At 44.5% G+C, this 13,743-nt stretch carries 8 protein-coding genes, 1 tRNA gene and 1 CRISPR repeat array (1 of these 10 only partly in view); of the genes, 3 read left to right on the forward strand and 6 right to left on the reverse strand.

The window, feature by feature from the left end; all coding sequences use genetic code 11:
• Window positions 1–876: direct repeats of the CRISPR family, unit length 30 nt; unit sequence GTTTCCATACCACTATGGTTCTCACGCAAC (it extends 3,163 nt beyond the left edge of the window).
• Window positions 877–1,717: 841 nt separating this feature from the next.
• Together V512_RS13610 and V512_RS13615 are read left to right on the forward strand one after the other, a co-directional pair.
• Window positions 1,718–2,518, forward strand: coding sequence for a DUF6577 family protein (locus tag V512_RS13610; protein WP_099830989.1), 801 nt, complete (start codon window positions 1,718–1,720; stop codon window positions 2,516–2,518).
• Complete coding sequence (locus V512_RS13615) at window positions 2,505–2,864, forward strand: nucleotidyl transferase AbiEii/AbiGii toxin family protein (RefSeq protein ID WP_099830990.1); 360 nt, start codon at window positions 2,505–2,507, stop codon at window positions 2,862–2,864. The genes V512_RS13610 and V512_RS13615 overlap by 14 nt, the downstream gene beginning before the upstream one ends.
• A gap of 456 nt (window positions 2,865–3,320) precedes the next feature.
• Here V512_RS13615 and V512_RS13620 read toward each other — a convergent pair whose 3' ends face one another.
• From V512_RS13620 to V512_RS13650, 6 genes are all read right to left on the reverse strand, one after another.
• Window positions 3,321–8,153 (reverse strand): DUF4011 domain-containing protein, encoded by a 4,833-nt coding sequence (locus V512_RS13620; RefSeq protein ID WP_099830991.1) that lies wholly within the window; start codon window positions 8,151–8,153, stop codon window positions 3,321–3,323.
• A gap of 697 nt (window positions 8,154–8,850) precedes the next feature.
• On the reverse strand, window positions 8,851–9,594 hold the full coding sequence (locus tag V512_RS13630) for a DnaB-like helicase C-terminal domain-containing protein (RefSeq protein ID WP_099830993.1): 744 nt from the start codon (window positions 9,592–9,594) through the stop codon (window positions 8,851–8,853).
• Between the two features lie 301 nt (window positions 9,595–9,895).
• Window positions 9,896–10,684: an alpha/beta hydrolase gene (locus tag V512_RS13635; protein ID WP_099830994.1), complete on the reverse strand. Its 789-nt coding sequence runs from the start codon at window positions 10,682–10,684 to the stop codon at window positions 9,896–9,898.
• 210 nt (window positions 10,685–10,894) lie between these two features.
• Window positions 10,895–12,268: a M14 family zinc carboxypeptidase gene (locus V512_RS13640; RefSeq protein ID WP_165775406.1), complete on the reverse strand. Its 1,374-nt coding sequence runs from the start codon at window positions 12,266–12,268 to the stop codon at window positions 10,895–10,897.
• Between the two features lie 196 nt (window positions 12,269–12,464).
• Window positions 12,465–12,540: transfer RNA gene (locus tag V512_RS13645), tRNA-Pro, on the reverse strand.
• Between the two features lie 91 nt (window positions 12,541–12,631).
• A complete protein-coding gene (locus V512_RS13650; RefSeq protein ID WP_243392453.1) occupies window positions 12,632–13,096 on the reverse strand; it encodes a hypothetical protein in 465 nt (154 codons plus the stop codon).
• 263 nt (window positions 13,097–13,359) lie between these two features.
• Between V512_RS13650 and V512_RS13655 the strand changes: the two genes are divergently transcribed.
• Window positions 13,360–13,731 carry a NifB/NifX family molybdenum-iron cluster-binding protein gene (locus V512_RS13655; RefSeq protein WP_099830996.1) on the forward strand — a complete coding sequence of 124 codons (372 nt, stop codon included), beginning with the start codon at window positions 13,360–13,362 and terminating at the stop codon, window positions 13,729–13,731.
• Window positions 13,732–13,743 lie beyond the last annotated feature (12 nt).

Below are 13,743 nucleotides of genomic sequence, written 5' to 3' on the forward strand. Positions count from 1 at the left end.
ATGGTTCTCACGCAACTCAATACGTGTAATCTATCCAATCAAACAATAAAAGTTTCCATACCACTATGGTTCTCACGCAACAAGAGGAATCGGGCAAGAAGAGTTTGATGCTTGGTGTTTCCATACCACTATGGTTCTCACGCAACTTGGAGGTGTCCAGCCTTTTTTCATGTAAAAAACCGTTTCCATACCACTATGGTTCTCACGCAACGGTGCTATATGAGTTTTCCACAACCGCAAAGGATAACGTTTCCATACCACTATGGTTCTCACGCAACTTGGTTATCAAAAAGTAGCGAGTCAGACCAAGCATGTTTCCATACCACTATGGTTCTCACGCAACGAAATCCGGAGATGCCCTCAAAACTTGACAAAGCAAGGTTTCCATACCACTATGGTTCTCACGCAACCAGAAGAAGATAAATCTTCTTCTCGTCAGAAATCTGAGTTTCCATACCACTATGGTTCTCACGCAACACACTGGTGACGACATTGATGCGCCAGAAGAACTCCCGTTTCCATACCACTATGGTTCTCACGCAACCCTATGCCAGTTTTATTCCAACCCTTTGGTCGGCTGTTTCCATACCACTATGGTTCTCACGCAACCCAAAGCGATTCAGAGTCAGGTTGAAGAGAAGTTGAAGAGTTTCCATACCACTATGGTTCTCACGCAACAGACGAGTGGAAAGCGGTTTTAGGAAATAAGTGGCAGTTTCCATACCACTATGGTTCTCACGCAACAAGCGATTCAGAGTCAGGTTGAAGAGAAGTTGAAGAGTTTCCATACCACTATGGTTCTCACGCAACGGTGAAAAAGCGAGCTTAAAGGGGGTATGAAAGTGTGTTTCCATACCACTATGGTTCTCACGCAACCGCTTCTATTACAAAGATATTATACAGGTTTTTAGGAGGTGGAATCAACTAAATGGTCAGCTCTTACAATAGCCGTAAACATTGCGTTTCGGAGATTTGTTCAGAGTTTATTCGAGAAAGCCTCGTAGTTTTTCGAAGAAAGAACATGCCGGTATCTTCTAAGAAAGATCTATCATGGAAAATACCGGCGAGATACCCTTCGGCAAAAGCTCACAGAAGAAAACTGCTGTCAATTTCGCTTTCAATCACATGACCAATTGCTAGTCGAATCTATGTAAACTGTACAAGAATGATTCTAAATAGGTCTAGAAGTGTTATTAGAAAGTGAATTCAGCGGATAATGGTATACGATCGATCCGACGAGAATCAATTACCAAATTATTAACTCGGGAAAAGCTTTGTGGAAGCATAACACAACTCGTTAAATAAAATAAGATAAGTATACTCCGCAATTTGGAGTTCAACAAAATCGGCGTCATGTAATGTGATCCGACAATAAGTATAACGAACTAAACTACAAAGCCCTCATTGGATAATACTTGTGGATGAGGGCTAATAATGTTAGTCGTTAGATGAAAAAGAGATTATTGAACCTGCAAGATTACAAAAAGCTTAAGGGGCGAACCAGGTTATTTTGCAGGGCTGCCAATGATTGATATTGAACAGAATTCTCTTGTGATGAATTACCTGGTGAAGCCAGAGATTCGGATTGACACGGTAGCACATTCTAAAAAGTACTCTTAGTCTTTCCTGCTTGGAAAGGAAAGAATATCTGCTTTAATTAGAACAAACGGCAATGTGTTTATAAATTGCCAATTGTTCTAAAAGTGAGTTGATCGATTTGAAAGACGAGACCTGGTCCTCAAAGCGTAGTGGTAAGAGAATAAGTTCAGAGCTTAAAGATAGGGACTCCTTCACTACTGAGGAGCTCAAGCCATTTCTTACTCTTCCCGGAGAAGAGATAAGCCCGGTTACTATCCGTACCAGACTGAATGCTCTGAAAAGGTGCGGAATCATAACCCACATTGGGCGTAGTCTGTACACTCTCAAAAAGCTGTACGATTATACTCCAGAGATAGACCAAACTCTTAGAAAAGTATATCTCGAGCTAAGGAAACGGCTGCCGCTAACGAGAATATGTGTATGGAGGCCTTTCTGGTTGAACGAGTTCGCACTTCATATAGCCTTTATGCAGACCATAGTTGTTGAATCGGAAAGAGAAACTGAAAGGGCCGTCTTTGAAGTGCTTCAGGAATCGTTGGAGAAGAACTCCTCTCTTACCGGAACTCTGCTACTTCTAAATCCCTCTGCTGAAGACGTCGATCTGTATGTTTCAGGTCAGTCTCCCGCAATAGTTGTCGGAAGACTCATCACTGAAGCACCGGTAAGGGAGAGTGATGGAGTCATCGTACCGAGGCTCGAAAAAATGCTTGTGGATTTATTCTCAGGGGGGCCCGTTCTTGAGCCTTTTGGTGGTGCCGAAATGGACAGAGTTTTCAGAAATGCCTTCAATACATACGCTCTGAACGTAAATACCATCATAAGATATGCCACGAGGAGAGGTAAAAGACAGGAAATGGCTGACTACCTTACCTCAAAGAAGCTGACAGGTTACAGGGAAGTATTGGATGATCTCCGATAGTTGTTTGACCAGGGAGTATCTTGAGGCTAAACGAGTTAAGCTGGGTTGTGACCAGATACTGCTAGAAAAGACGATTAAGGGTCTTCAGCTTCTGGAGTTGCTGATAATCAACGGTGTGGATCTAACGTTCAAAGGAGGAACTTCCCTAATCCTGCTCTTGGATAGAATTCAGCGTTTATCCATTGATATAGATATCATTGTTGAGCCTGAAGCAGACTTCAGCACTGCTTTGGACAAAGTCATTTCGACCGGTAAGTTCTTTCGCTATGAAGAGGATATACGAAAGACTGTCTTTCCCGTGAGGCATTATAAGTTCTATTATGACTCGATCAATCCCAGTCAGTAGAACGCATATATTCTACTAGATGTCTTGTATGAGAGACCTATGCACACCGAGTTAATTTCGACACCAATCAGAAGCTCGATATTTCAGACTGAGGACCCGGTGACCAATGTAAGAACACCATCTATAGATGCGATAATTGTGTTAAATAGGGTCAGACTCCATTTTCACACTAAACGAGAAATCGAAGATAATTCTGTGAGGATATTCCTAAGGATAGAAAAGAAAGGTTAAGCGGAGCCCTTTGCCTGCTCCGCCCACGGGGACACCCCCATGCAATGAAATTATATCACTTTGCCATCCTTTGGAGAGAGTGATCTCTCTTGAGTAGATTTAATTATGATGCATTACGGGAATGCCTGAAACGATAAAGATTTCAGCATGTCCCCCTCAATACAATATCCCAAAAATGGGAGAAAACATTGTTGATCGATGGAGCAAGACTTGTAGTACGTTTCACTATTGTTTTCTAATACTCACTTTCCCATCTTGAATCTGAATCTCATGGTTGCGAATAAGCAAGCTGACTTCATTGTCTATGACATTCGAGATGTTCGTTCCCGTCCTCTTGTAACCGAATAGTCTTGCCACATCTGTCTTCAAGTCCTCTCTATCCATTGTGAACGCGTTTTTAAGACAGAGTTTTATGGCCTCTTGAATCTCCACAGGCGGGATGTGTTCGGGTTTTCTCATATCATCTCTGCTGGCCGATCGTCTTGGAAGTATCCTTTCGTTGCGCTTGAGCAAAAAATCTCCCTGCAGAACATATGAATCCCTTGGGAATTGTGCCATAACATACTCCCGTAAACTCTTACGGGAGACATTCCCGGATTTTGTATACATATCCCAGTTTACCTGGAGTAAATCAGGGCGAGTATCGAAAAGCATGATAATCCTCGACACTACCTCATCCAAATGAACCGGGGCCTCTTTTTCAATTATCGCCCCAATAAGGCTATACAATTGAATAACTTTCTGCAATGAGACTAATTTGGTTAGGTCATGAGGTGAGAATCTTTCATACAATGGAAGGGTCGTCTCTTCTCTTTTTATTGATGGTAAAGGATTTTCGACTATCAGCTCATCATTGATGTTAAGTGCTTCGGTATTTTCTGAAACGGAGCCAGCAGCTCCTATCTCTGCAATGACTCTCTTGATTTCCGAACTTCTGTCGAAGATCCAATCTCTTGACCAGATTCTGATGATCTTCCAACCCAGATTCTCAAGGACTTGTTGGCGTAGCCTGTCTCTATCTCTTGCAGTTCTCGCGGAGTGATACATGGCTCCGTCGCATTCAATTCCTGCGACATACCTTCCAGGATGTTCATTGTCAACAATTGCCAGGTCTATCCTGTAGCCGGAGCATCCCACCTGTTTGTGCACATTGAACCCGCGTGCTGTGAGTTCTTCATATACCTCCTCTTCAAAGGGCGATTCAAATTCGCCGCCAGTGTTTTCGGTCTCTCTCAAAAGGAATTCCCTGCTTCCTCCCTCTTCAGCATAGTTCAAATATTCTCTTAGGGCTCTTACTCCTGGGGTCTGTATTTCAGCAGAGATGTCTGCTCCTCTTATCGAACTTACAACAGTGACTTTCCTCTTGGCTCTCGTTATCGCAACGTTGAGTCGTCTTTCTCCTCCATTTTTGTTTAGAGGACCAAAGTTCATGGTCAGCTTTCCCGAAGCATCTCTACCATATCCAATGCTGAAGATCATCTCATCTCTCTCATCACCCTGAACATTCTCAAGATTCTTCACGAAGAAAGGTTCAACTTTATCCTCGCCGAAGAAATCCTCGACAGACTGATCCTGGGAACGAAGCTCTTCAATTCGATCAAGAATCGCTGTCTGCTGAGCTTCACTGAAGGCGACTACTCCTAATGAAACACCTGCCTTTGTCCTTGCATGGCTCATAACCATCTCGGCAACTCTGCGAGCTTCTTCAATGTTCTTTCTGCTCTTTGCTCTGTCATAAACTCCATTCGAAACATATTCAAAGCATATTCCGGAATCAAGCCCATTAAAACTGCTGCTGGGGAAAGTGCTGAGTCTATTCATGTAAAAGTGATAGTTTGAGAAGGCTATCAATGATTCGTGACGGCTTCGGTAATGCCAGAGAAGTTTCTTTTCTGGAAGACCAGCCGCGCTACATTCGTCGAGAATGCTTTCGAGACTCTCCAGATCGTTCTCTTCATCTGTCATTTCGGCTTCATCGGGTTCAGAGATTCTGAAGAAGCTTGTGGGAGGAAGCTGTTTGTTATCTCCAACAACTACTACCTGCTTTGCCCTCATGATTGCTCCCACTGAGTCTTCCGGAAATACCTGGGAGGCCTCGTCAAAAATGGCGACATCGAATTTGAACTTTTCCGGATCGGTGAATACGCTAACTGAAAGAGGGCTCATCATCATGCATGGTTTCAGAACTTGAAGGAGGTTTGGCGTTTCCGAAAATAGTCTTCTGATTGATTTATTTCGTCTCTTCTTGGCTATCTCTCTTCTCAGAATAGATGTCTCGGCACTTCCAGAATTCACAAGATTGGAAACCGGAATCCTCTGGGCGAGGAAAGAAGCCAGTCTCTTTCTGGCATACAGCTGTTGTTTTGAATCAAGTAACCGGAACTCCTTAACAAGAAGGTTGTGGTCACTTGTGGAGAATGAGTTTAGAACCTCATCCTTTGCGTAGAGCTCCGACAAGAGGTTGCTATAAAAACCCTTTAGGAAGACTTTGTCAAGCACATCGGATTCAACTTCACTTTCCCTCGCTCTTTCGAGAAAGTCTTCCAGTCCAGCCTTCTCAAGAAAAATGATACTCTTCTTCATTGAAAGCCAGTCATCAAGTTTTGGAAGCGACTCTTGTAGTCTTTGGACAAAATCTTCAAAGCCTTCAAAGTCCGAAAGAGACTTGCCGTCAGAAAATGGTTCCGTGATAACCATATCGGATACTTCCTCTAGATCCTTGAAAAATGAATTTGTTGCCGTGATTGCACGCTTCACCCAGTCACTCCTGCCTGATATTGCCTGCTGGTTTTGGTTTCCTTTCGGCAATATAGAAAAGAATGAGAAGTATTCAATCAGCTCTATTAGGTCTGATTCACTACTTCTCAAAGCTTTCTCCAAGTTATCATAACTCTCGTTGAAGCTCTCGATTATCCCTTTTGAGCTTTCAAGAAGACTTATCAACTCTTTCTCGTTGCAGGCTTTTGTCATTAGTCCACATTGGGAGAGAACTCTTTCCGACTTCTCCAAATCTTCTACGATTCTCTCGTAATTTAAAACTCCATCATATTTAAGCGAAGAAAGGATGCGGACATTCTTCTTATAACCTCCAAACAACCTACCAAAAAAGCTGTTGTATGAGCTCGAAAACTTTCTTTGAAGCTCATTGTGATTCAACTGAAGAATGGCCGGTCGATATCTCGTCAGAAGCGAGACGGTCTCCTCAAATAACTTGACAGATTTGAGAGCATTAGAGATTCCCAAAAGTGAGCGAAGAGCATCAAACTGACGGGTGACTTCACTGTGAGAAACCTTGACCTCATCTATCGCGCTCTTTAAGTTAATGAAAGAATCTCCATAACTAGATGGAAGTTCTCTCTTAATTGTTGAAACATGAGAAAGAACCTCCTCTGCCAACTTCAAGGCCTTTTCTTCGGCCGAACTTCCGGACTCAAACAAGTCAAGAATCGTTGAAATCCTAGAATTTGCATATTCGAGTTCCTTACTGATAGACGATCTCCACTCAAGGGATGTTTCCTCGCCTATCTTCCTTAGTTTTCCTATAGTGTCTCTTATCTTCGTCAGCGATTGACGAATGCGCATTACGAAAACGGCATCAGGAGCAACTGCCTTGACTTTGTTAAGGACATCCTTCTTATGGTTGCGATAAATTTCGGCGTGGCGCTTCAAGTTGTCAAGATTGTTGATAATCTTGTCCAGTTGATCATGCGTGAGATCTTGTAGTTGTGCTACATCAAAACTCACAAGATCTACGTCATGCAAAGCTGCCAGATTGCCGTGAAGCTCAAATGCTGAAATCTCAAGAGAAGTTCTCTTTTCGTGCAGTCTTCTAACATAGCTGTTGAGTCTTTCTCTTATCTCCTTGAGTCTAGAGAGTTCACGCTCCAGGCTTTTCGTATCTACAGCATGGTTGTTAGCTTCATTTAGCACTCGTTCCAGCTCGTCCAGGACCACTCTCTTCCCTGTTTTCTTACTGTGAAGCTCCAGGCAAAAATCTCCCAATTCACAATCATCCAGACGGCGCTTTACAACTTCGAGTGCTGCCATTTTCTCGCTTACGAAGAGGACTCTTTTACCCTGGCTCAGGGACTCCGCAATAATATTCGCTATCGTCTGACTCTTTCCAGTCCCGGGAGGTCCCTGTATCACGAGGTCTTGACCGCTTTTCACGGCAAGGATAGCCTCTTGCTGACTCGAGTCGGCATCTAGTATCTGATAGCAGTTGAGAGGATCGTTTTCTACATCCAAATCTGGAAGCTCGTCGTGTTCATTATCTGGTGCAATCAACGGCTTCCCTTCTGCAATTGTTCTCAACACAGAGTTTTCGAATATCATGTCTTCATAGTTCTCAAGGTCTTTGTACATGGCAAGCTTGGCAAAAGAGAAGACCCCTAAAGCAACGTCTTCAATAACCGACCAGCCCTCGATCGGTTCAATTAGCTTTCTGACTTTTACAAATAGATTTCTTAGGGTCGACTCCTCAAGCGACATTTCCTGATCATAAGTAGACTCCAGGTCAAGGCCAAATTCTTGCAGCTTTTCAGAAAGTGTTGGATTAAGTACAATGTCATCATCGATGATCCTTACGGAATAGGGTGAGGCAATTGTCTCGCGGCTAATGGAAACTGGAACAAGGAGTAAAGGTGAAATCACAAAGCTCTTGTTATAATCTACTTCTTTCCACTTGAGGAAACCAAAAGCCATAAAAAGGGTATTGATTCCCATTTCCTCGTAAGAAGTCCTCGACTTGAGTTTTAGTCTATTGAGAACAAGGTTCATTTCCTTTTCTTCACGGTCAGCCTGTATCTGGTTTGCTTTAAGGGAAATAGTGATTTTATTCTCTTGCTCTTCATCATCTTCTGGAGGAATGGGAATGAAGCTCATCTGTTTTTCTTGGAGAACGATCTTATTGAAGATCTCGCTGCTTGAAGGGTTTATGAGCATCAAATTGCTCGTCTTGCTGGTCCTGAAGTTGATTAATCTGTTTCTCATTGTGAGATCTAGCAAAGCTTTCTTCCACTTGTCGATCTTAACGGAAACAGCGTCATTGTTTTCCATGGGATCCCTCCAGAAGCCTATCTCATACTACCGGTCTAAACAGAATAAACTAAATGATACACGCAAAACGCTGACTCAACTCATCGAAGAGTCTTTCTTTCAAATCGATCCAAGATCCGTCCATTCTGGTTGGCAGAACTGATTGGCATCTTGAAATTCAACACTTGAGATGCACTTCTCAGGAAATCTCGAATTGCTAATGTTAACTCTGTATCTCCATATGTTCATACATTGCAGAAAACAGATTAAGCTCATTTGCCTAGAGAGATTGTATCATTTTGTAAGCAAATGAAACAATGTGAAGAACCTAGAAATAATAACTTTAGATATTTGGGAAGCAAACCCCGAAGGTGCACACTCTGGTAAATTCAAGATCAATGCATGAGCTGGCTTGATTATTGAATCATCGGCAAAATACGGCGTGGCATGACTTGGGGCAGACTCTTCTTTCAAGACTTCTTTTGCTTTTAACAACCGTTCGTCTACCTTTCGTTTCAACCATTTTCACCTCTCTTTCTTCTATGGAACTTAGTGTACTCCCGTCCAGTGAGTTGTAACCATTAAGTAAAAGAACTTCCATGCACCATAAATCATATGTGTAAACAGAAATCATCTTCGCTTCAAAAAAGGCAAAACTTGATGCTCGCAACTCCAACCCATCGCTTGTCCAATGCACGCGGCTTCTTGACTCTCAGGGCTAGTCACTTACAACAGCCTTGCTCCAGTCAAATTGAAGAACATCCGAGAAATCTACGTCGACGCCACCGGCTCTGGATAAGGTGATTTCAACCTTGTCTATTCCATTTGAACTTGATCGATGTTCAGATGGACAATGAAGCAACATAATGGTATCGGCTTCTGCCAAGTATGAACCGTTTCCTTCAAAATCCTCTATTCTTGGCATCTTTCCAGCATTTCTGTACGCTGAGTGTTTCAGCTTGGTCGCAACGATGAATACAATGCCCAGGGTCATTCCAACTTGCTTTAGAAGGCCACAAGCTTTCCTCTTTCCTGACAGGAGGTAAAGGTCGTCGATGAAGAAGATTTCGATCCCTCTAGAGTGATGGAGTTCGGCAGCAACTTCTATCGTTCTTTCTATGCTACGTTCCTTCAAATCTGCAATATCTAATGTGAGCTGCTTCAGTTCATACAAACTGCGATTCAATTCATCTAATTCATCTGTGGGCAGATCTTTCGTATCTTCCAGCTTTAGCTGTGATTCGAAAACTCTTCGCAAAAGTCTTGTCTGAAGGTTTTTGGAAGGCTCGCTACATGATAAAAAGGCAACCCGCCCACCTTCAAGTGCGAATTTATATGCCAGGTTTAGCAGAAACGTTGTCTTTCCGCTCATATGGAGTCCTCCAACCACTACTAGATGCCCGCTTGTTATTGGTTGGAGACAATTAGATAGACCTCCGTAAGGCCAGTTCAGATTCTTCATAAACCACCTCGAAGTATCTGCCGTTGATCTGCTGTTAAGCTTACCATTCCACAACTTAAGTCTATACTACAGCAGCTACACTGCCTTCATTGAATAGGGTCAGACTCCTGTTAATGCTTTGGCGAAGAGGATTGTTGAATTCCGTTTGCGCTTGGATTCAGAATGATTACATCAAGCAGTTCATGAACCTTGCGCTCCCTAAGCTCGTTTTGTGTCGTGGTTCCTTTTCTTCGAGATCTTGCTGAACCAATCAGCGTTTTTTGTCATTTCCAGCCTCTGCATATTCGGATGTCGAGAGAGATTATCTTTTCTCAAGTTCTTCTTCTACAATCCTGTAGAACTCTTCTCTGACATGTTTTTCCATCCAGGGCATGTGGCCGCATCTTTCCAGAAGCCTGAACTTGAAATTCTCAAGTACCCTTGAAAGCGGGATCTCGACACCCTCTGCCGGATGGGGATCGTAATCGCCATGGACTGCGAGAACGGGACAACGAATCTTCTTGCCATTCTCGAGAAGCTCTCCGCTGCTTCTCATCTCTGAGGCCTCTGTCCATACGCTCTTGTATATCTCTGCATCAACATTGACTTCGACTCTTTCGGCATCTTCGAGAAGATCGAAGTGGTCTGTCTTGGCCAGAAGTTCTCTGAACTCAGATAGCAGTTCTCTATCTTTCAGTTCTGCATTGTTCAGGAGGCTCATGAGTTTTTCCGCTCGAGCCTTTTCTTTTGCGTCAAGACGGTTCAGGCGAGTATTCAAAATACCGGAAGCGTAATGCTGCTCGAAAGGACCGCTGCTTATGAGTATTATCCTATCCACAAGATCGCCATGCTCTGCCGCAAACAGGAAGACGAGCCACGCTCCCCAAGAATGTCCCAGAAGAATAACCGGGGAAATGCAATAATTCTCGACAATCTCCCTTAACTCCTCTATTTGTCCGGATACCGTCTTCTTTGTCTGATAGGGCTCCAGAACTCCCCATCTCTTTCCCAGCTCTCGCGCAAGGGGCGCGACTCCTCCGGCCGCTCCAGGTCCTCCATGAGCGACTACAACTCTGTATGGAGGATCGCCGTGCATTCTGAGATTGTCCATCTTCTGAACCTCCGCTTAGATGTGGTCTTATTCGTGTCTAGCGATTGCCAGGCATTTACAACTCCGGCAAGTCAAGCTTAGCCGAAATTGGCGAAAAATGGGACAGAAGAGAGGAACTAGTCAGTCCCTATTTTCGCCTCGTATGAACTGGATGCCGAAGCCGTATTCCATCGTTTTCTCTAAGCCCTGCCGAGGAATATCTTGATACTACTAGCTTCTATCGAGAGCATAAAGAGCAGCATATAGTCCGCTCATCAGCTGTATTTGGACGAGTTTCTTTATGGGGATAATCGTGTACTCGAGTTCCTTTTCCAGTTTGTCACTCATGTCCTTCATGTGCCGATATGCTTTCTCTGCGGCAGCTTTGAACTCACCGTCGTTCGTCTTCTCGTAGTTGAGAAGCATGATCCTTCTGAGCATTCCCCACAAAAGCATCTTGTAGGTCTTGGAGACCTGCTGGTTGTCGAAGGCTTCGGCCACAGTCGCCTTCTTTTCCAATTCCTTGGCGGTCTTTGCCCAGTTCTCCTGTACAGGGAGGTGTCTTTCGGAGGATTCGAGGAAGTCGTCGAGAGCGGTCCGCAGAGGAGTATCGACCACGAGCCTGTCCTTCAACGGGAAGTAGATTTCCCTTATCTTCTGGTCCTCCAGCTTTGTGTCTTCGATATTGGCAAGCACAAGATCCCTCCTGATGAACTCCGTCTCGGAAAGATCTTCAATTTTGGGATTGTAATAATACGGAACTTCACATACCAGCTCAAATACCTTCTCGTTGAACTGCTTTCCGTACTCGTAGCTGCAGGTTCCCGCCTTCCCGATTATTTCTGCCGGATCCCTGTCTGTATTGGCTGCGTAGTAATCGTAGGTGTCTCTCATCGTCGGCATCTTGAAAACTGCTTCGGCGAACTTGACTGCATACGGCATCTCCGGCTCGCCAAGCGCTGCCGGGATATTCTGGTCTTCGTAGGCCTTCTCGAATATCGGATAAAGGATCGGAGCATCGTCGGATATGTAGTTGTAGACTCCCCCAAAACCGGCATTGTGGAGGCTATATATGAAGATCGGCTTGACCTCTTCGATTATGTTCATCAGAGCTCTCGTCTCGGGAATCGGATCGTTGTTGTCGAGAGTCTTGTACTTTATGGGGAAGGTCCATTCTACCTGCTGAAAACTCGCCGGTCTGTAGAAGTTCAGCGCATAGTTCAAGGGCGTGTATGGTCCTTTGAACCAGCCCTCGTTCAACTTCGCCCCGTCGTTGTCGGCTACCTTCACTATGTACCAGCTCACGTCCTTAAAGGTATTTCTGAAGGCTTCATTTTCGACCAGCTGCTGAGAAAGGTAGTCGAGCATCATGCTTCCTATCGGTTCATTTGGATGCGGAAAACCATACATCAGTATCGCCCTGGAACCATTGCCGATCTTCAAACAATAGATCGGATCTCCGGCCATCGATTCACCTATCTTGTAGAAGCTGGCAAGATCGGGGTATTGCTCCGCGAGTTTCCTGCTCGACTCGTTCAGCTCGTCGACCGTCTTGAAGTATTCGTATTCCGTTACATTCTTGATTACCGCCTTAATTGAATCCATAACTACCCCCTTTATATATAGTGACAGGCGACCTGCCTGTTGTTGTCGCCTGTTTGGAGCTTCGATTTCTTGACAGTGAATCTTTGGTTCTAATGGCTTCCTGGAAGAACGCATGAACCAGGAGTCTTCTTGAGAAGGACATTTAAAGTATAACCCGTTCTAATATAAAAAAACCCCCGAACGAATCGAGGGTTCTTGGTCGGGGCGACTGGACTTGAACCAGCGACCTTCTGCGCCCCATGCAGACACGCTTCCAACTGCGCTACGCCCCGTACTCGAAGATTCTATCACAGTTGGGATTACCTTTCAAGAGCAGAACGACGCCCCGAGCAGCTTTCAAACAATGAAAAGTTGCTCTGCGGGCTACTCCCTGACCTCGAACGTGAGGAAGTCGATCTCTACACCACCGCTGTCCGAGTCATTCAATCTGAAGTCGTAGAATCCGGCATCCCATGGAGCGGTAAATACTATCAAACCGTCTGTCATGCCGCCGACGTAAGCATACTGAATGTCGTGCAGGTCGTTTTCGGACTCGCTTCCATGTGGAATATCAGAGGGAACGATTCCGATCCAGGCGTACGTTTCGAGGCCTTCTGTTCCGTAGAAGTACAGAGTGATCTCTTCACCGGGAACGAAAACAACTTTGTCAAGGCTCATGTACTTGGATTCCAAGGGAAACTCATCGTCCGCAACATATACCAGACTCTCGATCTCATCGAGATAGAATTCGTAGATTGAACCATCCTTCAAAGTAATAACCAGCAGACCATTCGCAAGCGCCGCAACACACAGTGCCGCAATTATCAGTAAAGCAAAAGTCTTTTTCATGGCGCACCTCCTATATGATGATTCTCTCACAATTGCTCATTCAGACGGCCGTCGTTTCATGCCTCCCTCAAGAACTATTGCTTCACCAGAAACGGATGGACAGTCTCAAAACAGGAGGCATTTTAGTCATTTCTTTCCGGCAAAGCCGTGAAACTGATCTCCCCTTGAGGAAGAGCAACTCAGATCGCAGATGCTATCATAACTCAGTCTTGTTCAAATGCTATAATATATGTTAGATGAATATAGGTAAGGAGGTAGTTTTTGTGAAGATCGCAATTCCCACTATTGATAATAACGGTCTCAAATCCAAGATTTCAGAGCATTTCGGTCACTCTCCGTTCTTCGCATTCGTAACTGTGGAGAACAACGAGATTGTCTCTCACGAAATCGAAGCGAACCCTTTTGAACAGCACGAGCCAGGCGAGATTCCAGGCTACGTGAAGAGTAAAGGCGCCGATGTGATAATAACAAGAGGCATGGGCGGCCGGGCAAGACAGTTCTTCGAGACGCTGGGCGTACATGCCATTACCGGGGCCAGCGGGACCGTCGAAGCGCTAGTAAGAACCTACATTGAAGGCGAACTTTCCAGCGTTGAATACGAGCCCGAAGACCATGGAAAGTTTCACAATCACTAGAAAAAAGACGAC

Source organism: Mesotoga sp. Brook.08.105.5.1 (assembly GCF_002752635.1).
Classification (GTDB): Bacteria; Thermotogota; Thermotogae; order Petrotogales; family Kosmotogaceae; genus Mesotoga.